Origin of the sequence: Leeuwenhoekiella blandensis MED217 (assembly GCF_000152985.1) — a bacterium.
In the GTDB taxonomy this organism is placed as follows: domain Bacteria; phylum Bacteroidota; class Bacteroidia; order Flavobacteriales; family Flavobacteriaceae; genus Leeuwenhoekiella; species Leeuwenhoekiella blandensis.
Genome location: NZ_CH672395.1, coordinates 906,567 through 927,620, shown reverse-complemented (window position 1 = coordinate 927,620; position 21,054 = coordinate 906,567). Strand labels below are relative to the sequence as shown.

The following is a 21,054-nucleotide window of genomic DNA, read 5'->3' as shown; positions in this document are numbered from 1 at the left end:
ACTAGTATCTATAAGTTATACGAGCCTTTGTTAAATCGTAAGGGCTCATTTCAAGTTTTACTTTGTCCCCAGGTAGTAATTTTATATAATGCATGCGCATCTTACCTGAGATATGCGCTGTTACGATGTGACCGTTTTCTAGCTCAACGCGAAACATTGCGTTAGACAATGCTTCAATAATTGAACCGTCTTGCTCTATTGCTTGTTGTTTTGCCATTATGCTACTGCTTTTCTATTCTTACCTGTTTTCATCAAGCCATCATAATGTCTATTCAACAAGTATGAATTAACCTGTTGCATAGTATCGATAGCTACACCCACTAGAATAAGCAATGATGTTCCACCATAGAACAAAGCCCATCCTTGTTGCATTCCAAGTACACTTACTGCGACAGCAGGAAATATTGCTATAAGCGCTAAAAATATAGAACCCGGAAGCGTGATTTGCGACATGATACGATCTAAATATTCTGAAGTCTCACTGCCTGGTCTAATACCGGCAATAAAGCCTCCGCTTCTCTTAAGATCATCGGCCATCTTATTGGTAGGAACGGTTATGGCTGTATAGAAATATGTAAAAATTATAATCAACAGACCAAATACCAAATTATACCAAAAACCAAAAATATTTGTAAACTGAGACGCGATAGACTCTGCTAAAGGCGAATCAGACAAACCAATTACTGCTCCAGGAATAAACATAATTGCCTGAGCAAAAATGATAGGCATTACCCCAGAAGCATTAAGCTTAAGCGGTATATACTGTCTACTACCCATTACGTTACGCTCATAACTACCGCTAGCAGTTCTTCTTGCATATTGCACAGGTATTTGACGTACTGCCATCACAAGAAGTACTGATAATAAAATGATAACAAACCAAATTACTAATTCAATAAGAATCATAATTAGTCCACCATTTGATTCAGATACTCTTGAAACCCATTCCTGTAAAAAGGATTGTGGTAATCTCGCGATGATACCCACCATAATTAAAAGTGAAATACCATTACCTATACCTTTATCGGTAATCTTCTCACCCAACCACATTGCAAAAATACAACCTGTAGTTAAGATAATAACAGAAGAAATGATAAACGTTACATTACTTCCCATTACAAAAGCTTCCGGCGGAAGCAAGTTGAAAAGGTTTGTAATATAACCAGGTCCTTGAATTAAGGTAATCGCAATAGTTAACCATCTTGTGATCTGGTTAATTTTACGACGTCCACTTTCACCTTCCTTTTGCAGTTTTTGTAAATAAGGCACCGCAATACCCATAAGCTGCACTACAATAGATGCAGAAATATAGGGCATGATACCAAGAGCAAATACAGAGGCATTAGAAAATGCCCCTCCTGTAAATGCGTTCAACAAACCAAGTAGCCCACCATCTGTCTGTGCAGCAAGGTTAGCTAATTGAGATGCATCAATACCCGGAAGTACGATTTGAGCACCAAATCGGTATACTAAAAGCAGACCTAGGGTTAAAAGAATGCGATTCTTTAACTCTTCGATCTTCCAGATATTTTTTATCGTTTCTATAGCCTTCATGCTGATTTGTGTTATAAAGTTACTGCTTCTCCGCCTGCTGCTTCAATAGCTTTCTGTGCTGAGGCTGTAAATTTATGAACTGTAATCTTCAATTTAGCTTTTAATTCACCGCGACCTAAAATCTTCACTAGATCATTTTTACCGGCCAATCTGTTTTCTACTAAAACATCGATGGTAACTTCATCTTTGATTCTACCAGCGTCAACATATTCTTGTAGGGTATCAAGATTAACTCCAGTGAATTCCTTACGGTTAATATTTGTAAAACCGAATTTAGGAACACGTCTTTGAAGTGGCATTTGTCCACCTTCAAATCCTACTTTTTTAGAGTATCCTGATCTTGACTTCGCACCTTTGTGCCCACGGCCTGCAGTTCCACCATTTCCTGTGGCTTCCCCACGACCTCGCCTGCTATCGTTCTTTTTTACCGAGCCAGCTGCCGGTTTTAGATTGTTTAAACCCATTGTTAATTATGTTTAAGCTTCTTCTACAGAAACTAAATGACTTACTTTATTAATCATCCCCAAGATGTTAGGAGTATTTTCATGCTCTACAACTTGGCCCATTTTCTTAAGACCTAACGCCTCTAATGTTCTCTTCTGGTTTTGAGTACGATTGATCGCGCTCTTTACCTTAGTTACTTTAATCTTTGCCATTGTCTTAAAAATTATCCTTTAAAAAGTTTCTCAAGAGAAATTCCGCGCTGTTTTGCCACGGTTTCTGCACTTCTTAATTGTAAAAGCGCGTCAAAGGTAGCTTTTACAACGTTATGAGGGTTAGAAGATCCTTGATTTTTTGAAAGTACATCGTGAATACCTACAGACTCTAATACTGAACGTATTGCACCACCGGCAATAACACCGGTACCAGGAGCAGCCGGCATAAGCAGCACACGTGCACCACCATATTTACCTTTTTGCTCGTGAGGAATTGTACTCTTAGTTAACGGAATGCGTACTAAGTTTTTCTTGGCGTCTTCTACTGCTTTTGCAATTGCACTAGCAACATCTTTTGACTTACCAAGACCTTGACCTACAACACCATTCTCATCTCCTACAACAACAATAGCAGAAAAACCAAAAGCTCTACCACCCTTTGTTACCTTAGTAACACGTTGAACACCAACTAAGCGATCTTTAAGATCAAGTCCGCTTGGTTTTACTAACTCGACGTTTTTATAATTTTGATACATAACTTCTTAGAATTTTAATCCGCCTTCTCGGGCTCCTTCTGCTAATTGTTTTACTCTTCCGTGGTATAAATACCCACCTCTATCAAAAGCTACCGCTTCAATACCGGCCTCTTTAGCCTTTTCAGCGATTGCTAAACCTACCTTCTTAGCTACTTCAGCTTTGCTGCCTTCTGCAGAGAAACCTTTATCTCTTGAAGATGCAGCTCCTAATGTTTTACCGGTAGTATCATCTATTATCTGCGCGTAAATCTCTTTATTACTTCTATATACAGATAGTCTTGGACGCTCTGTAGTACCCTCAAGTGACTTGCGAATTCTACGACGTATTTTATTTCTTCTGGTATACTTTGAAAATGCCATAACTCTATATATTATGCAGATTTACCTGCTTTTCTTCTAATTTGTTCACCCACAAACTTGATACCTTTTCCTTTGTACGGCTCAGGCTTACGGAAACTTCTAATTTTAGCAGCAACTTGACCAACTAATTGTTTGTCATGTGAAGTTAATTTTACGATTGGGTTTTTACCTTTTTCAGTAACTGTCTCAACCTTAACTTCAGGAGCTATATCCATAACAATGTTATGTGAAAAACCAAGTGCCATATCTAACTTCTGACCTTGATTGCTTGCTCTATAACCAACACCTACTAATTCTAAAGATTTAGTATATCCTTCAGAAACACCACCGATCATATTGGCAATAAGTGCACGATAAAGACCGTGCTTAGCTTTAAACTCTGCTTTTTCAGAAGGGCGCTCTAGTGTAACAACACCTTCTTCTTCTTCAACTTTAATATCTATGTTAGAATACTCTTGCTTTAGCTCTCCTAACTTTCCTTTTACCGTAATAATACCATCTGCTAGATCAACAGTAACTCCAGAAGGTATTGTAATTGGATTTTTTCCTATTCTTGACATTGCTCTGTTCCTTTTAACTGATTAATATACGTAGCAAAGTACTTCGCCTCCAACATTCTCACTTTGAGCCTGCTTCCCTGTCATTACTCCTTTTGAAGTAGAAACAATAGAGATACCTAAACCGTTAAGAATACGTGGCACATCTTTAGAAGATGCATACTTACGTAAACCTGGTTTACTTATTCTCTGGATGTCTTTGATAATAGACTCCTTAGTGTCTTTATCGTACTTCAAAGCAATCTTAATGCTACCTTGAGCAGTTTTGTTCTCAAATTTGTAACTTAAAATATAACCTTGATCAAATAAGATCTTGGTTATCTCCTTTTTTAAGTTTGAAGCAGGAATTTCCACAACTCTGTGGTTTGCTGCCGCTGCGTTTCTAATCCTAGTTAGAAAGTCTGCAATAGTATCTGTATACATTTGTATTAAATTGCGGTCTTGGTTTTCCTTATTAGACTATCTAATAACGAACCTAAAACCAGTTTATTCTTAATTTACCAGCTAGCTTTTTTAACACCTGGTATAAGACCTTGGTTTGCCATCTCACGGAAAGTTACACGTGAAATACCAAAGGTTCTCATATATCCTTTAGGACGTCCCGTTAATTTACAACGGTTATGTTGACGTACAGGAGATGCATTTTTAGGCAGCTTTTGTAATGCCTCATAATCTCCAGCCTCTTTTAAGGCTTTTCTTTTTTCAGCATATTTGGCTGCAAGTTTCTCGCGTTTTCTCTCACGAGCTTTCATTGATTCTTTTGCCATAATTACTTCTTTTTAAAGGGTAGCCCCAATTGAGTTAATAATGCTTTTGCTTCTTTATCTGTTTCTGCAGAAGTTTCAAAGGTAATATTCATACCTTCAATTTTACGCACTTTATCAATATCAATTTCAGGAAAAATGATTTGCTCGGTAATCCCTAGGTTGTAGTTACCACGACCATCAAATCCAGTAGCATTAATACCGTTAAAGTCTCTTACTCGAGGTAATGCAGAAGTGATCAAACGATCTAAAAATTCATACATACGCTCTCCACGTAAAGTAACTTTTGCTCCAATAGGCATACCTTTTCTAAGTTTAAACGCCGCAACGTCCTTTTTAGAAACAGTAGCTACAGCTCGCTGACCAGAAATTGTTGTCAATTCTTCTACAGAATAATCAATTAGTTTCTTATCTGCAACAGCTGCACCGATACCTCTTGAGATAACGATCTTTCTTAATTTAGGTACTTGCATAACATTCTTATACCCAAATTCTTCAGTAAGAGCAGATATTACACGCTCTTTATATTCTGTCTTTAGTCTTGAAATGTAAGCCATAACTAAATTACTTCATTTGATTTTTTAGAAAAACGCACTTTCTTATCTCCTTCCACTCTGTATCCAACGCGAGTAGTATCTCCGTTAGCATCTACTAATGAAAGATTTGAAATGTGAATAGGCGCCTCTTTCTTTGCAATACCTCCTTGAGGATTTGAAGCACTAGGCTTCTCGTGTTTAGACACTAGGTTAATCCCCTCAACGATTGCTTTGTTCTTATCTTTAATAACGCGTTGCACTTTACCTTCTTGACCTTTATGATCACCGGCAATTACCTTAACGTTATCTCCAACTTTTATTTTAAGCTTTGTCATCTTTTTACTGTATTAAAGCACCTCTGGCGCTAATGATACAATCTTCATGAATTGCTTTTCACGAAGCTCTCTCGCTACAGGGCCAAATACACGTGTACCGCGCATTTCTCCTTGAGCATTTAAAAGTACACAAGCATTATCATCAAAACGGATATAAGATCCATCAGGACGACGTACTTCTTTACGTGTACGCACTACAACTGCAGTTGAAACGGCTCCTTTTTTTACTTGACCGTTAGGAGTTGCATCTTTTACAGAAACAACAATTTTATCACCTACAGAAGCATATCTTCTTTTTGTACCGCCCAACACACGAATAGTCAAAACTTCTTTTGCTCCAGTGTTGTCAGCTACTCTTAATCTTGATTCTTGTTGTAACATAATTACTTAGCTCTTTCAATGATTTCTACAAGTCTCCAACTTTTTGATTTACTTAAAGGTCGTGTTTCCATGATCTTTACAGTATCCCCAATATTGCAGTCATTTTGCTCGTCGTGCGCTACGTATTTTTTCGTTTTTAAAACGAATTTACCATACATAGGGTGTTTTACTTTCTTAACCTCAGAAACCACAATAGACTTCTGCATTTTATTACTCGTAACGACACCTATACGTTCTTTTCTTAAATTTCTTTTTTCCATCTTAAGCAGCATTATTGTAATTCTCTTTTTGTAAGCTCAGTAGCAATACGCGCTACAGATCTTCTTAGACCTCTAAGCTGAATGGGATTTTCCAAAGGAGAAATAGCGTGAGCCATTTTTAAGTCAGAATAAGCTCTTTTTGCTTTTACTAACTCTTCCTGTAATTCTGCTACAGATAGTTCTTTTACTTCTGATTGTTTCATTTTTCTAGAATTTAGTCAGCTTGATAATCCCTAGCTACTACATATTTTGTTCTCACAGGAAGCTTCTGAGCCGCCAAACGTAACGCTTCACGCGCTACTGGTTCAGATACACCTCCAATTTCAAAGAGCATTCTGCCAGGTTTAACGACAGCTGCCCAGTATTCAACAGCACCTTTACCTTTACCCATACGTACCTCAAGAGGTTTCTTTGTAATAGGCTTATCTGGAAAAATTCTAATCCATAATGAACCCTCACGTTTCATAAAACGTGTGGCAGCAATACGTGCAGCTTCTATTTGTCTAGCCGTAAGGAAATTTGCATCAAGAGATTTGATACCAAAAGTTCCGTTTGATAGTTGATGCCCTCTACCGGCATTACCCTTCATACGACCCTTCTGTTGCTTACGGAATTTTGTCTTTTTAGGCTGTAACATCTTGTTTTACTTTAAAAAATTACTTTCTACGACGTGATTTTGGCGAACCAGATCCACGACCGCCCTTTCCTTGCTTCTTAGCAAGACCTACTAAAGGAGATAATTCTCTTTTACCGTAAACCTCACCTTTCATGATCCATACTTTGATACCCAATCTACCGTAAGTAGTATGCGCTTCTACCAAAGCATAATCAATATCAGCTCTGAATGTTGATAAAGGAATACGACCTTCTTTATAAGATTCTGAACGTGCCATTTCAGCACCGTTCAAACGACCTGAAATCTGTATCTTGATACCCTCTGCGTTCATACGCATTGCAGCCGCGATTGCCATTTTTGTGGCACGACGGTAAGAGATACGATTTTCAATTTGACGAGCTACTGAGGAAGCAACTAAATATGCGTCAAGTTCTGGACGTTTGATCTCAAAAATATTGATCTGAACTTCCTTGTTAGTAATTTGTTTAAGTTCCTCTTTCAACTTGTCTACCTCTTGACCACCTTTCCCGATAATGATACCAGGACGAGCAGTAGTGATAGTAACGGTTACAAGCTTAAGCGTACGCTCAATAATTACTCTAGACACACTAGCTTTTGATAAACGAGCGTGAATGTACTTTCTAATCTTATCGTCTTCGGCAAGTTTATCACCGTAGTCGTTACCACCGTACCAGTTAGATTCCCATCCTCTGATAATACCTAGGCGATTCCCGATTGGATTTGTCTTCTGTCCCATTTATTACTTGCTTTGTGTGTTATCTTTAGCACCAAGCACAACTGTAACGTGATTGCTGCGTTTTCTTATTCTATGTGCGCGACCTTGTGGTGCAGGGCGAAGTCTTTTTAACATACTTCCTCCATCAACACGAATTTCTTTAATAAACAAGTCTGCATCCTCGATACTCGCATCTTCGTTTTTCTCTTGCCAGTTTGAAATAGCAGAAAGAACTAATTTTTCTACACGACGAGAAGCTTCTTTATTACTAAATTTCAATATTTGAAGCGCCTTCTCTACTTTTTGACCGCGTACAAGATCTGCAACTAAGCGCATCTTACGAGGCGAAGTAGGGCAGTTGTTCAGTTTTGCAAAGGCTAAACTTTTCTTAGCCTCTTTTATCTGCTCTGCTCTTTCCTTTTTACGAACTCCCATAGCTTCAATTATTTTTTACCTTTATTTTTTGACCCAACATGACCTCTAAATGATCGTGTAGGTGAAAATTCTCCTAATTTATGACCTACCATGTTCTCAGTTACATAAACCGGAACAAATTGGCGACCGTTATGAACAGCTATTGTTTGACCAACAAAATCAGGAGTAATCATAGAGGCTCTTGACCAAGTTTTGATTACCGTCTTTTTGTTAGACTCTACATTAGCAGCAACTTTTTGCTCTAACTTATAGTGAACGTAAGGTCCTTTTTTTAATGAACGTGCCATATCTTATTATTTCTTTCTACGTTCTACAATATACTTATTACTCGCTTTCGTCTTAGTACGGGTTCTATAACCTTTAGCAGGAACACCGTTTCTATTACGTGGGTGACCTCCAGAAGCACGACCTTCACCACCACCCATTGGGTGATCAACAGGGTTCATAACTACTGGTCTTGTACGTGGACGTCTACCTAACCAGCGTTTTCTACCAGCCTTACCAGAAACGATAAGCTGATGATCACTGTTAGATACTGCACCAATAGTAGCCATACAGTTAGCAAGAATTAATCTTGTTTCACCTGAAGGCAACTTCACTGTTGCAAACTTCCCATCACGAGCCATTAATTGCGCAAACGCACCTGCACTACGCGCCATAATAGCACCTTGGCCAGGACGTAATTCAATACAAGAAATAATAGTTCCTAACGGAATATCTGATAACATCAATGCATTCCCAATTTCAGGAGCAGAACCAGAGCCAGACACAACGTTCTGACCTACCTGCAACCCATTAGGTGCAATAATGTAACGCTTCTCACCATCTTGATAATTCAAAAGAGCGATAAATGCAGTACGATTTGGATCATACTCGATGCTCGCTACAGTTGCAGGAACACCCTCTTTATTTCTTTTAAAATCAATAACGCGATAGCGTTTCTTATGACCACCACCTTTGTAGCGCATGGTCATCTTACCTTGACTGTTTCTCCCTCCAGACTTTTTAATCGGAGCCAAAAGGCTTTTTTCCGGCTTATCAGTAGTAATGGCGTCAAACCCATTAACTACTCTAAATCGCTGTCCTGGAGTGATCGGTTTTAATTTTCTTACTGACATTTTTTAGTCTTAAATGTTACTATAAAAATCAATCACATCACCTTCCGCCACCTGTACAATAGCTTTCTTAAAGCCTTTTGTTTTACCAGTGATCATACCAGATTTTGTAAACTTGGTACTACGATCTGGGCGAACGTTCATTGTTCTAACTTTAATTACCGAAACACCATAAGTCGCCTCTACAGCGTTTTTAATTTCGATCTTATTCGAACCGGGATTTACTTCAAATGTATAGCGGCTATTAAGCTCACTATCCATTGTAGCTTTTTCGGTAATCACGGGTTTTATTAAAATACTCATGCTGTTACTTACTTAAAGTTTGCTCAATTTCTTCTAGAGATCCTTCTAAAAACACTACATTATTTGCATTCATAATTTTGTAAGTGCTTAATTCTGAACTCGTTATAACCTCAGAGGTCTTTAAATTGCGTGACGACAAATATACATTATTATTTGACGCGCCCAACACAAACAAAGACTTTTTATTATCTAAGCCTAAAGCAGTTACAACATCAACAAAATTCTTAGTTTTTGGAGTTTCGAAATTAAAATCCTCAACTACTGTTATTGCTTTGTCATTTGCTTTAAGAGTAAGCGCAGAACGTCTTGCTAAACGCTTAAGACCTTTATTCAATTTAAATGAATAATTACGTGGTCTTGGTCCAAACATTCTACCTCCACCTTTAAATACACCAGACTTGATACTACCAGCGCGCGCTGTACCAGTACCTTTTTGTTTTTTGATCTTACGTGTACTTCCGGCAATTTCTGCACGCTCTTTAGATTTGTGAGTACCTTGTCTTTTATTAGCAAGGTGCTGCTTCACATCTAAGTAAATAGCGTGATCATTAGGCTCTATAGCGAAAACAGAATCAGAAAGGTTTGCCTCTCTACCTGTTTCTTTTCCTTTAATATCAACTACTGCTACTTTCATTATCTTTCAATAATTACATAAGAGTTTTTGTGACCAGGAACACAACCCTTAACCACAAGTAGATTCTTTTCAGCAACTACTTTTAACACTCTTAAATTTTGAACTTTTACTCGCTCATTTCCCATTTGTCCTGCCATGCGCATTCCTTTGAACACACGAGAAGGATAAGATGCCGCACCGATAGAACCTGGAGCTCTTAATCGGTTATGCTGACCGTGGGTAGACTGTCCTACACCACCAAAACCATGACGCTTAACAACACCTTGAAAACCTTTACCTTTTGAAGTACCAGCTACATCTACAAACTGACCTTCTTTAAAGACCTCAACAGTTACTGCATCACCTAATTTGTACTCACCTTCAAAATCTTGGAACTCGACAACTTTACGCTTTGCAACTGTACCTGCTTTCTTGGCATGGCCTTGAGCAGCTTTATTTGCAGTCTTTGCGTCATCGAAACCTAATTGAAGAGCACTATACCCGTCAACCTCTTCGGTTCTGACTTGGGTAACAACGCAGGGACCTGCTTCGATAACGGTACAAGGAATATTCTTCCCATTCTCATCAAAGATGCTGGTCATACCTACTTTTTTTCCAATTAACCCAGACATATTAATTATTATTGATTATTACTTATTTAATTCTTTTTTATCGACTCTTGTCGAAAATAAAACAGGGTCAAAATACCTTCGACCCTGAATGTATTTTTATCCGTTTTTCCCTCGCCCGCAGCTCAGGACATGTTATTCCGCGATGCGGAAGGTTACTTATACCTTGATCTCTACCTCTACACCACTTGGCAATTCAAGCTTCATCAACGCATCGATCGTTTTTGAAGATGAACTGTATATATCAAGTAAACGTTTGTAAGAGCTAAGCTCAAACTGCTCACGTGATTTCTTGTTTACGTGTGGAGAACGCAATACAGTAAAGATTTTTTTGTGCGTAGGAAGTGGGATTGGTCCCGTAACTACAGCACCGGTACTTTTTACCGTTTTTACGATTTTCTCAGCAGACTTATCTACTAAGTTATGATCGTAAGATTTAAGTTTTATTCTGATTTTCTGACTCATTTCCTAGTAAATTAAGCGTTAGCAGTTCCTTTTGCTGCAGCAATAACTTCTTCAGATACGTTAGAAGGAGTTTCTGCATAGTGTGAAAATTCCATTGTAGAAGTTGCACGACCAGAAGAAAGTGTACGTAATGTAGTTACATAACCAAACATCTCAGAAAGCGGCACAATAGCTTTTACAACTTTTGCTCCAGCACGGTCACCCATACTACTCATCTGACCACGACGACGGTTAAGGTCACCCACAATATCACCCATGTTTTCTTCTGGAGTAATTACCTCCACTTTCATCATTGGCTCAAGAACAACAGCTCCAGCAGCTTTTGCAGCAGCTTTAAATCCTAATTTAGCAGCAAGCTCAAAAGACAATGCATCAGAATCTACAGGATGGAAAGAACCATCCTTAAGCGTAACTTTCATAGCATCAACCTCAAACCCAGCCAAAGGACCATTGATCATCGCTGTTTTGAATCCTTTTTCTACAGCAGGAATATATTCTTTAGGAACGTTACCACCTTTCACTTCGTTAACAAACTCTAAACCAACTTTACCTTCTTCAGCAGGCTCTAATGTAAATACGATATCTGCGAATTTACCACGTCCACCTGACTGCTTCTTATAAACCTCTCTGTGATCTGCAACACGAGTAATAGCCTCTTTGTACTCAACCTGCGGCTGACCTTGACTAACCTCTACTTTGAACTCACGCTTAAGACGATCTACAATAATATCTAAGTGAAGCTCACCCATACCAGAAATAATAGTCTGACCAGAAGCTTCATCAGTACGCACTTGGAATGTTGGATCTTCTTCTGCCAACTTAGCCAAAGCCATACCTAATTTATCAACATCTGCCTTAGTTTTAGGCTCAACTGCGATACCAATTACCGGATCAGGAAACTCCATACTCTCAAGTACGATTGGGTGTTTCTCATCTGATAACGTATCACCAGTCTTAATATCTTTAAATCCTACAGCTGCTCCAATATCTCCTGCCTCGATAAAGTCGATAGCATTTTGCTTATTAGAGTGCATCTGATAGATACGAGAAATACGCTCTTTGTTACCTGAACGGTTGTTCAACACATAAGAACCAGCCTCTAAACGACCTGAATAGGTACGGAAGAATGCTAAACGACCAACAAATGGATCAGTAGCAATTTTAAATGCTAATGCTGCAAATGGAGCAGTAACATCTGGCTTACGAATTTCTTCTTCTTCAGTATCTGGATTGATCCCAGTAATACCTTCTTTATCTACAGGAGATGGCAAATAACGACATACAGCATCTAACAAGAACTGCACCCCTTTATTTTTAAAGGCAGAACCACAAATCATAGGAATGATAGACATATCCATCACAGCAGCACGAAGCGCAGCGTGCACCTCATCTTCCGTAATAGAATCTTCATCCTCCATAAATTTCTCAAGCAAATTCTCATCGTAAGCAGCAACCTCTTCGATCAACATACCACGATACATTTTTGCCTCTTCTTTTAACTCTTCAGGGATATCAATAACATCAAAAGTCGATCCTTGAGTTTCATCATGCCATACAACCGCACGGTTCTTAACAAGGTCGATAATTCCTCTAAAGTCTGCCTCTTCACCGATTGGAAGTACGATAGGCACTGCGTTAGAACCTAGCATTTCCTTAACCTGCTTACAAACCTCAAGGAAATTTGACCCTTGACGGTCCATTTTATTCACAAAGCCCATACGTGGCACTTTGTAGTTATCAGCAAGTCTCCAGTTAGTTTCAGATTGCGGCTCAACACCATCAACTGCACTAAATAAGAAAACAAGACCATCAAGTACACGTAAAGAACGGTTTACCTCTACAGTAAAGTCAACGTGTCCCGGAGTATCGATAATATTGAAGTTATAATCTTTTGTATCTGGAAGTGGCTGTGCATTCTCCATTGGGAATTTCCAAGTACAAGTTGTTGCAGCAGAAGTAATAGTAATACCACGCTCTTGCTCTTGCTCCATCCAGTCCATAGTAGCCGCACCATCGTGCACCTCACCTATTTTATGGCTTACACCAGTATAATAAAGTATACGCTCAGTAGTTGTAGTTTTACCCGCATCAATATGAGCCGCAATACCTATGTTTCTTGTAAATTTTAAATCTCTTTGTGCCATTTTTTTTAGAATCTAAAGTGAGAGAATGCTTTATTTGCTTCTGCCATCTTATGAGTATCTGTACGTTTTTTAACAGCAGCACCTTCTTCTTTAGCTGCAGCAAGAACCTCTGCCGCTAACTTAGAAGCCATCGATTTTTCATTACGCTTTCTAGCAAAGCTAATCAACCACTTCATAGCAGTTGAAATCTTACGATCTGGTCTAATTTGCATAGGAATTTGAAAAGTAGCACCACCTACTCTACGGCTACGCACTTCAACATGAGGCATAACATTAGAAAGGGCGTCTTTCCAAACTTCTAAAGCTGTTTTTTCGTCGTTGTTTTTCTTCTCCTCTACGATATCCATTGCATCGTAAAAGATTTTAAAGGCTACCGACTTCTTACCGTCCCACATCATCATGTTAACGAAACGCGTAACCAGCTGATCGTTAAAACGAGGATCTGGTAAAAGTGGTCTTTTTTTGGCCTGTCTTTTTCTCATTTCTTCTCTTTAAAAGTTTTAATTACTTCTTAGGGCGTTTTGCTCCATACTTAGAACGACGCTGTAGTCTTCCCTGAACACCTGCGGTATCCAAAGCTCCACGTACAATGTGATATCTAACACCTGGCAAATCTTTTACCCTTCCACCTCTAACCAATACTATCGAGTGCTCTTGCAAATTGTGTCCTTCACCACCAATGTATGCATTCACCTCTTTACCATTAGTCAATCTAACACGCGCTACTTTACGCATCGCTGAGTTAGGTTTCTTAGGCGTAGTGGTGTACACACGGGTACAAACCCCGCGGCGTTGTGGGCACGAATCCAAAGCAGCCGATTTACTCTTCTTGGTTATCTTGGCTCTTCCTTTTCGTACTAATTGTGAAATTGTTGGCATAATTTCCTTTTACCTAAATTATAGTTATTATAATAGCCCTTTTCTAAGGGTGTGCAAAGCTACAAAATAAATCTAGTATTTCAACACTTAAATCATTAATTTTCAAAGAGATTTTTCTATTATTAAATTCTTAACGATTACCTAACCTAACTCCATTTAAATTTTGAAGCTTAAATTCTTCATCCTCGGCACACTCTTCCTTTTAGGTCAATCGATATCCGCACAAAAAATCCATTTAAACATTTTCACCAATTCAGCTTCAGCGGATAGCATTATCAATTCCATCACAAAACCCAACAACTTCAATTCAAAACAAGAATTAAAAGCAACCATTCAATCCTTAAACGACTCCTTATATATAAGAGGCTATTTTCAACATTACTTTTCAGACATAAAGTCAGACAGCTCGAATTCAACCTCACTAAAACTTCATTTAGGAAAGAGAACTGATTCGATCACCCTAAAAACAACCAATCCTATACTCATCGAAACGATAAGAAAAAGCAGCATCCCATTTTCTGAAAACAAATTCCGCATTGCAATAGACGAATTACAACCTACATTTCAGAAATTGCTAGCCGCCGAAAACAACTCAGGTTTCCCACTCTCCTCTGTAAGCCTGGTAAATATTCGTCAATCTAATAACCACACCCAAGCTACACTCATTTTAACAAGAGAACAACAACGCCTACTTAACACCGTCACCATCAAAGGATATGATAAATTCCCAAAATCATTCCTCAAGCACTTTCTAAAGATCAGCAAGACCACATTGTTCAAGCGCGACGAAATTATATCAATAACAAAGAATTTAGAAAACATCCCTTTCATTCAACAAACACAGGAACCAGAACTATTCTTTTCAAAAGACAGCACAAACCTCTACCTATATATAAAGAAGAAAAACATCAACAGACTTGAAGGCTTTTTAGGATTCGCCTCAAGAGAAGATATCAGCAAGCTACGAGTTGACGGCAACTTAGATTTAGCGCTAACCAACAACTTTAATTATGGCGAATCAATAAATCTACTCTACAAAAGCAATGGCGATGAGCAACAAACATTCAATCTCCACGCTCACTTGCCTTTTATTTTAAAAACACCTCTAAGCCTTAACGCTCAGCTCAATATCTTTAGACAAGACAGCACGTTTACTAACACCACACAAGGCTTAGAGATCTCCTACAACCCCTCTCCACAATCAGAGATCAGCTTAGCTTATAATTTTGAAAGCTCCACAACACCAACCCCACTTGCATCTACAGAAGAATTCACTAAAAACAGAATCGGTCTAGGCTTTCAATACAACAGAAGAACCACGCTTTCATTTTTTAGCAATACAGAAACAATTAAAATTTACACAGGATTTGCACAACGCCAAACAGAAAACACAGTCACACAATTCGCATTAGGCATTGAAGCTATAAAATCATTTAACACTTCAAACAACACACAGATACACCTAAAGAACAAAACCCACTATTTACAATCGAGCAGTTATCTCACCAATGAACTAGAGCGCTTTGGCGGAATGAACACCTTAAGAGGCTTCAAAGAAAACAGCCTAAACGCCAACACGTTTAGCAGCATTCAGTCTGAATTTAGATACACCCCCTCTTCAAAACTCTACATAAACAGCATATTTGACTTGGCCTACATCAAAAACGACATCACCAACCAAAAAAACACACTATACTCATTCGGGTTTGGAACTTCTTTCTTAACTCAATCAGGCACATTAAAATTGAATCTCGCCAACGGCTTAAAACCAAAAGAAGGTTTTGATTTTTCCAACACAATTCTTCATTTAACTTTTTTAACCGTTTTCTAAAAGAGCGGCAACCCACAACAAAACAAACCTAATAGTAAAATTGACTATTTAACACCAAGATAAATCAAACATTGTTAAATACTGTTAATTTTAAAGTATTATCAGTTAAAAAGGATAAAAATTAGAAATATCCTTAATTAACACATTAGCATAATTAAATTAACAAAAATTTAAAAATAACACCAAATTTGTTGTTTGAGTCTATTTTTTTAATCATTTTTATCCTCGGCTAATTCAAATAAATATTAAACATGAAAAAACGATTACAAGGATTTCTAATGCTCTTTGTAGCATTAGTTGTGCAAGTTTCTTTTGCACAAACCAGAACAATTTCTGGAACGGTAACCGACGATAGTGGTGTCCCACTTCCCGGGGTTAACGTTCTTATCTCCGGAACATCAACCGGAACTCAAACAGATTTTGATGGATTGTATTCTATTGAAGCATCAACCGGAGACGTGCTTACATTTAGTTATGTAGGATTTTCTCCGCAAGATGTAACAGTAGGCACTTCTTCTACTATTGATGTTCAATTAACAGCAGGTGAAGCACTCGAAGAAGTAGTTGTAACCGCCCAAGGAATTAAAAGGGAGAAAAAAGCACTAGGTTACGCTGTAAGTGAAGTAGCTTCAGACGAATTAGAACAACGTCCAGAATCTGACGTTGCTCGTGTTCTATCAGGTAAGGCTTCAGGTGTTGAGATCACTGCACAAAACGGTACTTCCGGTTCTGCAACAAACGTGGTAATACGTGGTTACACCTCCATCAATGGTAGTAACCAGGCTTTATTCGTTGTTGACGGTGTGCCTTTTGCAAGTGACACCAACTCATCAGGAAGTTTTGTTAACGGTAACACAGGTTCGAGCCGCTTCTTAGATATTGACCCTAACAACATCGCGAGCGTTACTGTACTTAAAGGTCTGGCAGCTGCTACACTATACGGTACCGATGGTAGAAACGGGGTTATATTAATCACTACTAAAGCAAATAGTGGCCAAGGAGCTAAGAAGAAAACTGAAATCACATTGAACCAGTCTTTCTTTTTCAATGAAATCGCATCTCTTCCAGATTATCAACAAGAGTATGGTGGAGGTTTTAACCAATCTTTTGGATGGTTCTTTAGTAACTATGGTCCAAACTTCAACCCTAATGGTGTTGACGGTTATTTAAATGACCCTGCAGGGATTGTTGATGCAAATGGAAACGTTCCGCATCCTTACTCAACAAACGCATTCCTAAGAAACTTCTTAGGTGGAGATAATGAACTTTATCAGTCTTATCAAGGTGTTGACTATGCCTACAGACCTTATGCCAGTGTTGAAAACTTTTTCAGAACAGGTAGCGTAAGCAGCACTTCTTTAAACATTAGAGGAGCCTCTGATGACGGCAATATGTCTTTCAACGTAAACTTTGGTCACACAGACGATGAAGGGTTTACTCCTGGAAACAGTCTTACCAGGAACACACTCTCTGTAGGTGGTCGTGCTAAATTGACTAATAAGTTTACTGTGACAGGAATTCTTAACTACTCAAGAACAAATTTTGTAACGCCACCAGTAGCGGCGAGTGATGGTAACGCGAATTACGGTTTATCTGTTTTCGGTCAAGTATTCTTTACACCTATTAGTGTTGACCTTATGGGCTTACCTTATGAAATCCCTGAAACGGGAGGTAGTATTTACTATCGTAATGGTAACGACATTGTAAACCCACGTTGGATTGTGGCAAACGCTCAAAACGGACAGCTTACTAATCGTGTTTTTGGTAACGCGCAGCTATCTTATGAGTTTAACGACAATGTTAGTTTCCTATATCGTGGAGGTATCGACATCTATAATGAAAGAAACCACTCCTACTCAAACCGAGGAGGTGTAAACAGTGATGCTGACCGCTTTGGTTATTATGACACTTGGGATAACAATAGAACTAACTTTAATCACTATGCAGCATTTTCAGGAAACTATGACTTAACGGCAGACCAAAAGCTAAACGTTAGCTTTCTTGTAGGTGGAAGCTCTTTAGGAGAATATTACGACAGACAAGGTGTTGCTAGTACAAGTCAAATTGTATATAACGTACAAAGACACTTCAACTTTGAAAACCAATTACCAATTCAAAGCACTTCCGAAAGAAATACAATAGGTTTATTTGGAGATTTATCGTTTGAATACGACAACTATCTTTATCTATCATTATCTGGAAGAAATGACTGGATCTCTAACCTTATTTCAGAAAACAACAGTCAATTCTACCCTAGTGTAAGTGCTTCTTTCATCCCAACATCAGCTTTTGAAGGTTTTGGCGGCGGAAACAGTTTAGGCCTAAACTATCTTAAATTAAGAGCAGGTCTTGGATCATCTGCAGGATTCCCTGGCGGCTACCCTACGGTAAACACCATCGGTCAATCTACCCAAGTTTCAGGTGGTGCCGTTGGAGGACCAGGCGGAATTGTAACCAATGCAGTAAGCGATGGTCTTGCAAACCCTAACCTAAGACCAGAATTAATTAGCGAATGGGAAGTTGGTTTTGATGCTAGATTGCTTAAAAACCGACTAGATGTAAGTTTATCTTACTATGATCGTACCACTACAGATCAGATTGTAGGTATTCCATTATCCACATCTTCTGGATACACAAGTACTACAGGAAACATTGGTAAAGTAGAAGGTACCGGTTGGGAAGTTGATCTTGGAGTAGACATCTTTAAGAGTTCTGAACCAACAGGTTTCAATTGGAATACACGAGTTAACTTCACTACAAACGAGCAAATCGTTACTGAACTAGGAAGTGACCAAATTGTTTATGCAGGATTCTCAAACCTAGGTAACGCTGCTATTCAAGGTGAGCAACTTGGGGTGATCGTAGGAAGCCGTATTCTTCGCGACGATAACGGAGATTATGTGGTTGGTAACGACGGTTTCTATGTGTCTGAAACAGAAGTTTACATTGATGCTGCAGGTAACGAGGTAGAGGCAGGAACTGACGGAGCACGTTCTATCGCTCCTATAATCGGTAATCCAAACCCTGACTATGTAATGAACTTGATCAACACGATCTCTTACCAAAACTTCACACTTGGTTTTCAACTTAGTCACGTAAGTGGTGGTGACATCTACTCACAAACAATAGGAACTTTATTAGGTCGTGGTTTAATCAACCCTGATCGTAGAGAGCCATTTATCCTACCAGGTGTATTGGCCGATGGGTCTCCTAACAGACAACAATTAGACAACTCATCATTCTATTTTGATAACGTCCTTTTTGGTCCTAGCGAATTAAGAATCTATGATGCTTCAGTAATACGACTTAAAGAATTATCATTAAGCTACAGTATGCCTAAAAAATGGTTGGATAAAACTCCATTTGGCAATTTATCTATTACTGCTGCAGGTTACAACCTATGGTATGATGCTTACAACACACCAGACCGCGCTAATTTTGACCCTAACGTTGCTGGTATTGGTGTTGGTAACGGACGTGGGTTTGACTACCTCAACGGTCCTAGTTCAAGAAGATATGGATTAAGCGTTAAAGCGACATTCTAAGCTAATCGTAGAAGTCTACAATTATAATAGCATCTACTAAAAATTTTTAATATGAAAAAAATATATAATGTATTATTTATAGCTTTTCTTTCAGCCTTTACAGTCTTTCAAAGTTGTGAGACCGTTGAGCTAGAAATGCTAGAAAACCCCAACTCGTTGAGCCCCGATCAGGCCAACCCGTCACTATTATTTAATAGTGTACAATTGAGTTATAGAAATGGTGTTGCCTCTTTCAACAACATCGGCGCGCAGCTTGGAAGAATAGACTATATGAGCGACCGTATTTACTTTAATGCTTACGGCAGTGGTACTATGAACGGCCCTTGGGGGAATCTATTCAGCTCCATGAATCCTGACATTGCCGTAATCGAGGAATCTAACACAGATGGGTCTTACGACTATATCTTAGGTGCTTCAAAAGCGATGCAAGCACACTTAATGATGTTACTGGTTGACTATATTGGTGATATCGTTTGGACTGAAGCAAACATGCCTTTAGAATTTCCTAACCCACAATTAGATGATGATGCTGCTGTCTATGAAGCTGCAATAAGCTTATTAGATGAAGCTTCTGCTCTTTTACAGGGTTCAAGTGCAGGTACTTCAACAGATCTTTATTACGAAGGTGATGCCAGCAAATGGATAAAATTCATTAATACGCTTAAAATGCGTGCCGCCCTTACAACAGGAGATTACAATGGTGTAATTAATGCTACCAATGTTATCGAAAGTGCAGATGATAATTTTGCTTTTGCTTATGGTACAAATCTACAGCAACCAGACACCCGTCATCCTGATTACGCCAGTGATTATACAGATAGCGGTGCCGGTCTTTACAGATCTAACTGGTTGATGAATTTAATGGCAGGAACTTATGGAGACTTGTCGAGCAATACTGATCCTCGCAGAAGATATTATTTCTATCGCCAGAATGCTGTAACTCCAGGTAGCTTCACGCTAATGTTTTGGGAAGCAGACGAAAGTTATTACCTATACAATGGAGATGTTGATGCAGCTGCATTAGCGTGTTCCGCACAAGATGTTCCTGCCCACCTAGAATTCACCGAGGAAGAAGATTACTGGTGTTCTATGCGCTTAGGATACTGGGGTAGAATTCACGGTAATAACGAAGGTATTCCACCAGATTCATTCTTGAGAACAGCGTCTGGTGTATATCCTGCAGGAGGTAGATTTGACGACAATTTAGACTGGGTAATTCTTTCAGCAGATCAAAGCGACATCACATTTTATGATGCAGCAGTAGGACTTGGCCTTGGAGCCGGTGGTGCTGGTATCGAGCCTATTATTTTATCTTCATTTGTTGAATTCTGGAGAGCTGAAGCATATACCATGTTAGGTCAAGACAGCAATGCTGAAGCTGCATTTGAAGCCGGTGTAACTGAATCTATCAGTTATGTAACTACATTTACAGACCCTACTGCAGACATAAGTTTAGCTCCAACAGAGGAAGAAATCGACGACTTTATCGCAGACATCACAGATGATTTTGCTGACGCGGATGATGACACGGCATTAGATGCTTTCGGATGGCCTGTTGAAAAGTCAAAATTAGACATCCTAGGTGAGCAATTCTTCATCGCAATGTATGGCGGTGGTGCTGACGCATTCAACTTCATCAGAAGAACAGGATACCCTAGAACACTTGCTAGAAATATAGATCCTAACCCAGGACCGTTCCCAAGAACACTTCTATATCCTTCAAGCGAAGTTAACGCGAATCCAAATGTTAGTCAAAGACAAGATAACGCAACTCAGGTATTCTGGGATTCTGGAGTGACTAACC

The 21,054-nt window shown here is 38.8% G+C and carries 29 protein-coding genes; 3 read left to right on the top strand and 26 right to left on the bottom strand.

Annotated features, from left to right (window positions below; translation table 11 throughout):
• Position 1: 1 nt before the first annotated feature.
• From infA to rpsL, 26 genes are all read right to left on the bottom strand, one after another.
• A complete protein-coding gene (gene infA / locus MED217_RS04030) occupies positions 2-217 on the bottom strand; it encodes a translation initiation factor IF-1 (RefSeq protein WP_009779202.1) in 216 nt (71 codons plus the stop codon).
• Positions 217-1,554 carry a preprotein translocase subunit SecY gene (gene secY / locus MED217_RS04025; protein ID WP_009779201.1) on the bottom strand — a complete coding sequence of 446 codons (1,338 nt, stop codon included), beginning with the start codon at positions 1,552-1,554 and terminating at the stop codon, positions 217-219. Before secY ends, infA begins: the two co-directional genes overlap by 1 nt.
• An 11-nt stretch (positions 1,555-1,565) precedes the next feature.
• Positions 1,566-2,018: a 50S ribosomal protein L15 gene (gene rplO / locus MED217_RS04020; RefSeq protein ID WP_009779200.1), complete on the bottom strand. Its 453-nt coding sequence runs from the start codon at positions 2,016-2,018 to the stop codon at positions 1,566-1,568.
• Between the two features lie 12 nt (positions 2,019-2,030).
• A complete protein-coding gene (rpmD, locus tag MED217_RS04015; RefSeq protein WP_009779199.1) occupies positions 2,031-2,210 on the bottom strand; it encodes a 50S ribosomal protein L30 in 180 nt (59 codons plus the stop codon).
• An 11-nt stretch (positions 2,211-2,221) separates the two neighbouring features.
• Positions 2,222-2,746 carry a 30S ribosomal protein S5 gene (gene rpsE / locus MED217_RS04010; protein WP_009779198.1) on the bottom strand — a complete coding sequence of 175 codons (525 nt, stop codon included), beginning with the start codon at positions 2,744-2,746 and terminating at the stop codon, positions 2,222-2,224.
• Between the two features lie 6 nt (positions 2,747-2,752).
• Complete coding sequence (gene rplR / locus MED217_RS04005; RefSeq protein WP_009779197.1) at positions 2,753-3,106, bottom strand: 50S ribosomal protein L18; 354 nt, start codon at positions 3,104-3,106, stop codon at positions 2,753-2,755.
• A gap of 11 nt (positions 3,107-3,117) precedes the next feature.
• The gene (rplF, locus tag MED217_RS04000) at positions 3,118-3,666 is read right to left on the bottom strand and encodes a 50S ribosomal protein L6 (RefSeq protein ID WP_009779196.1); all 549 of its coding nucleotides are present in this window, start codon (positions 3,664-3,666) and stop codon (positions 3,118-3,120) included.
• Positions 3,667-3,687: 21 nt separating this feature from the next.
• Positions 3,688-4,086, bottom strand: a complete 399-nt coding sequence (gene rpsH / locus MED217_RS03995; RefSeq protein ID WP_009779195.1) for a 30S ribosomal protein S8 — start codon at positions 4,084-4,086, stop codon at positions 3,688-3,690.
• 74 nt (positions 4,087-4,160) lie between these two features.
• Positions 4,161-4,430 (bottom strand): 30S ribosomal protein S14, encoded by a 270-nt coding sequence (gene rpsN / locus MED217_RS03990; protein WP_009779194.1) that lies wholly within the window; start codon positions 4,428-4,430, stop codon positions 4,161-4,163.
• A gap of 2 nt (positions 4,431-4,432) precedes the next feature.
• The gene (gene rplE / locus MED217_RS03985) at positions 4,433-4,984 is read right to left on the bottom strand and encodes a 50S ribosomal protein L5 (RefSeq protein WP_009779193.1); all 552 of its coding nucleotides are present in this window, start codon (positions 4,982-4,984) and stop codon (positions 4,433-4,435) included.
• A 2-nt stretch (positions 4,985-4,986) separates the two neighbouring features.
• Positions 4,987-5,298, bottom strand: a complete 312-nt coding sequence (gene rplX / locus MED217_RS03980) for a 50S ribosomal protein L24 (RefSeq protein ID WP_009779192.1) — start codon at positions 5,296-5,298, stop codon at positions 4,987-4,989.
• A gap of 12 nt (positions 5,299-5,310) precedes the next feature.
• Positions 5,311-5,679, bottom strand: coding sequence for a 50S ribosomal protein L14 (gene rplN / locus MED217_RS03975; protein WP_009779191.1), 369 nt, complete (start codon positions 5,677-5,679; stop codon positions 5,311-5,313).
• Positions 5,680-5,681: 2 nt separating this feature from the next.
• The gene (gene rpsQ / locus MED217_RS03970; RefSeq protein WP_040533212.1) at positions 5,682-5,939 is read right to left on the bottom strand and encodes a 30S ribosomal protein S17; all 258 of its coding nucleotides are present in this window, start codon (positions 5,937-5,939) and stop codon (positions 5,682-5,684) included.
• Between the two features lie 11 nt (positions 5,940-5,950).
• Positions 5,951-6,142, bottom strand: coding sequence for a 50S ribosomal protein L29 (gene rpmC, locus MED217_RS03965; protein WP_009779189.1), 192 nt, complete (start codon positions 6,140-6,142; stop codon positions 5,951-5,953).
• 11 nt (positions 6,143-6,153) lie between these two features.
• Positions 6,154-6,576, bottom strand: coding sequence for a 50S ribosomal protein L16 (gene rplP / locus MED217_RS03960; protein WP_009779188.1), 423 nt, complete (start codon positions 6,574-6,576; stop codon positions 6,154-6,156).
• Positions 6,577-6,595: 19 nt separating this feature from the next.
• Positions 6,596-7,312: a 30S ribosomal protein S3 gene (gene rpsC, locus MED217_RS03955; RefSeq protein ID WP_009779187.1), complete on the bottom strand. Its 717-nt coding sequence runs from the start codon at positions 7,310-7,312 to the stop codon at positions 6,596-6,598.
• 3 nt (positions 7,313-7,315) lie between these two features.
• Positions 7,316-7,726 carry a 50S ribosomal protein L22 gene (gene rplV, locus MED217_RS03950; RefSeq protein ID WP_009779186.1) on the bottom strand — a complete coding sequence of 137 codons (411 nt, stop codon included), beginning with the start codon at positions 7,724-7,726 and terminating at the stop codon, positions 7,316-7,318.
• Between the two features lie 8 nt (positions 7,727-7,734).
• On the bottom strand, positions 7,735-8,013 hold the full coding sequence (gene rpsS / locus MED217_RS03945) for a 30S ribosomal protein S19 (RefSeq protein WP_009779185.1): 279 nt from the start codon (positions 8,011-8,013) through the stop codon (positions 7,735-7,737).
• Between the two features lie 6 nt (positions 8,014-8,019).
• Entirely contained in the window at positions 8,020-8,844 is an 825-nt protein-coding gene (gene rplB, locus MED217_RS03940) for a 50S ribosomal protein L2 (RefSeq protein ID WP_009779184.1), read from the bottom strand.
• 9 nt (positions 8,845-8,853) lie between these two features.
• Entirely contained in the window at positions 8,854-9,144 is a 291-nt protein-coding gene (gene rplW / locus MED217_RS03935) for a 50S ribosomal protein L23 (RefSeq protein ID WP_009779183.1), read from the bottom strand.
• Positions 9,145-9,148: 4 nt separating this feature from the next.
• Entirely contained in the window at positions 9,149-9,778 is a 630-nt protein-coding gene (gene rplD / locus MED217_RS03930) for a 50S ribosomal protein L4 (protein WP_009779182.1), read from the bottom strand.
• Positions 9,778-10,389: a 50S ribosomal protein L3 gene (gene rplC, locus MED217_RS03925; RefSeq protein ID WP_009779181.1), complete on the bottom strand. Its 612-nt coding sequence runs from the start codon at positions 10,387-10,389 to the stop codon at positions 9,778-9,780. Before rplC ends, rplD begins: the two co-directional genes overlap by 1 nt.
• Before the next feature lie 156 nt (positions 10,390-10,545).
• The gene (gene rpsJ / locus MED217_RS03920) at positions 10,546-10,851 is read right to left on the bottom strand and encodes a 30S ribosomal protein S10 (RefSeq protein ID WP_009779180.1); all 306 of its coding nucleotides are present in this window, start codon (positions 10,849-10,851) and stop codon (positions 10,546-10,548) included.
• A gap of 11 nt (positions 10,852-10,862) precedes the next feature.
• On the bottom strand, positions 10,863-12,995 hold the full coding sequence (gene fusA, locus MED217_RS03915; protein ID WP_009779179.1) for an elongation factor G: 2,133 nt from the start codon (positions 12,993-12,995) through the stop codon (positions 10,863-10,865).
• Between the two features lie 5 nt (positions 12,996-13,000).
• Entirely contained in the window at positions 13,001-13,477 is a 477-nt protein-coding gene (rpsG, locus tag MED217_RS03910) for a 30S ribosomal protein S7 (protein ID WP_009779178.1), read from the bottom strand.
• 22 nt (positions 13,478-13,499) lie between these two features.
• Positions 13,500-13,874, bottom strand: coding sequence for a 30S ribosomal protein S12 (gene rpsL, locus MED217_RS03905; RefSeq protein WP_009779177.1), 375 nt, complete (start codon positions 13,872-13,874; stop codon positions 13,500-13,502).
• Between the two features lie 163 nt (positions 13,875-14,037).
• On the opposite strand from rpsL, the gene MED217_RS03900 reads away from it, so the two are divergent.
• The 3 genes from MED217_RS03900 to MED217_RS03890 form a co-directional block, all read left to right on the top strand.
• On the top strand, positions 14,038-15,705 hold the full coding sequence (locus tag MED217_RS03900) for a BamA/TamA family outer membrane protein (RefSeq protein WP_009779176.1): 1,668 nt from the start codon (positions 14,038-14,040) through the stop codon (positions 15,703-15,705).
• A 251-nt stretch (positions 15,706-15,956) separates the two neighbouring features.
• Positions 15,957-19,250, top strand: a complete 3,294-nt coding sequence (locus tag MED217_RS03895; protein ID WP_040532566.1) for a SusC/RagA family TonB-linked outer membrane protein — start codon at positions 15,957-15,959, stop codon at positions 19,248-19,250.
• Between the two features lie 51 nt (positions 19,251-19,301).
• Positions 19,302-21,054, top strand: a 1,753-nt coding sequence (locus MED217_RS03890) for a SusD/RagB family nutrient-binding outer membrane lipoprotein (RefSeq protein WP_009779174.1), incomplete at its 3' end; no start/stop codon positions are given.

Bases quoted from the DNA above. Each gene is read 5' to 3' on its own strand.
- infA (WP_009779202.1), bottom strand. From the start codon at position 217: ATGGCAAAACAACAAGCAATAGAGCAAGACGGTTCAATTATTGAAGCA.
- secY (WP_009779201.1), bottom strand. From the start codon at position 1,554: ATGAAGGCTATAGAAACGATAAAAAATATCTGGAAGATCGAAGAGTTA.
- rplO (WP_009779200.1), bottom strand. From the start codon at position 2,018: ATGGGTTTAAACAATCTAAAACCGGCAGCTGGCTCGGTAAAAAAGAAC.
- rpmD (WP_009779199.1), bottom strand. From the start codon at position 2,210: ATGGCAAAGATTAAAGTAACTAAGGTAAAGAGCGCGATCAATCGTACT.
- rpsE (WP_009779198.1), bottom strand. From the start codon at position 2,746: ATGTATCAAAATTATAAAAACGTCGAGTTAGTAAAACCAAGCGGACTT.
- rplR (WP_009779197.1), bottom strand. From the start codon at position 3,106: ATGGCATTTTCAAAGTATACCAGAAGAAATAAAATACGTCGTAGAATT.
- rplF (WP_009779196.1), bottom strand. From the start codon at position 3,666: ATGTCAAGAATAGGAAAAAATCCAATTACAATACCTTCTGGAGTTACT.
- rpsH (WP_009779195.1), bottom strand. From the start codon at position 4,086: ATGTATACAGATACTATTGCAGACTTTCTAACTAGGATTAGAAACGCA.
- rpsN (WP_009779194.1), bottom strand. From the start codon at position 4,430: ATGGCAAAAGAATCAATGAAAGCTCGTGAGAGAAAACGCGAGAAACTT.
- rplE (WP_009779193.1), bottom strand. From the start codon at position 4,984: ATGGCTTACATTTCAAGACTAAAGACAGAATATAAAGAGCGTGTAATA.
- rplX (WP_009779192.1), bottom strand. From the start codon at position 5,298: ATGACAAAGCTTAAAATAAAAGTTGGAGATAACGTTAAGGTAATTGCC.
- rplN (WP_009779191.1), bottom strand. From the start codon at position 5,679: ATGTTACAACAAGAATCAAGATTAAGAGTAGCTGACAACACTGGAGCA.
- rpsQ (WP_040533212.1), bottom strand. From the start codon at position 5,939: ATGGAAAAAAGAAATTTAAGAAAAGAACGTATAGGTGTCGTTACGAGT.
- rpmC (WP_009779189.1), bottom strand. From the start codon at position 6,142: ATGAAACAATCAGAAGTAAAAGAACTATCTGTAGCAGAATTACAGGAA.
- rplP (WP_009779188.1), bottom strand. From the start codon at position 6,576: ATGTTACAGCCTAAAAAGACAAAATTCCGTAAGCAACAGAAGGGTCGT.
- rpsC (WP_009779187.1), bottom strand. From the start codon at position 7,312: ATGGGACAGAAGACAAATCCAATCGGGAATCGCCTAGGTATTATCAGA.
- rplV (WP_009779186.1), bottom strand. From the start codon at position 7,726: ATGGGAGTTCGTAAAAAGGAAAGAGCAGAGCAGATAAAAGAGGCTAAG.
- rpsS (WP_009779185.1), bottom strand. From the start codon at position 8,013: ATGGCACGTTCATTAAAAAAAGGACCTTACGTTCACTATAAGTTAGAG.
- rplB (WP_009779184.1), bottom strand. From the start codon at position 8,844: ATGTCAGTAAGAAAATTAAAACCGATCACTCCAGGACAGCGATTTAGA.
- rplW (WP_009779183.1), bottom strand. From the start codon at position 9,144: ATGAGTATTTTAATAAAACCCGTGATTACCGAAAAAGCTACAATGGAT.
- rplD (WP_009779182.1), bottom strand. From the start codon at position 9,778: ATGAAAGTAGCAGTAGTTGATATTAAAGGAAAAGAAACAGGTAGAGAG.
- rplC (WP_009779181.1), bottom strand. From the start codon at position 10,389: ATGTCTGGGTTAATTGGAAAAAAAGTAGGTATGACCAGCATCTTTGAT.
- rpsJ (WP_009779180.1), bottom strand. From the start codon at position 10,851: ATGAGTCAGAAAATCAGAATAAAACTTAAATCTTACGATCATAACTTA.
- fusA (WP_009779179.1), bottom strand. From the start codon at position 12,995: ATGGCACAAAGAGATTTAAAATTTACAAGAAACATAGGTATTGCGGCT.
- rpsG (WP_009779178.1), bottom strand. From the start codon at position 13,477: ATGAGAAAAAGACAGGCCAAAAAAAGACCACTTTTACCAGATCCTCGT.
- rpsL (WP_009779177.1), bottom strand. From the start codon at position 13,874: ATGCCAACAATTTCACAATTAGTACGAAAAGGAAGAGCCAAGATAACC.
- MED217_RS03895 (WP_040532566.1), top strand. From the start codon at position 15,957: ATGAAAAAACGATTACAAGGATTTCTAATGCTCTTTGTAGCATTAGTT.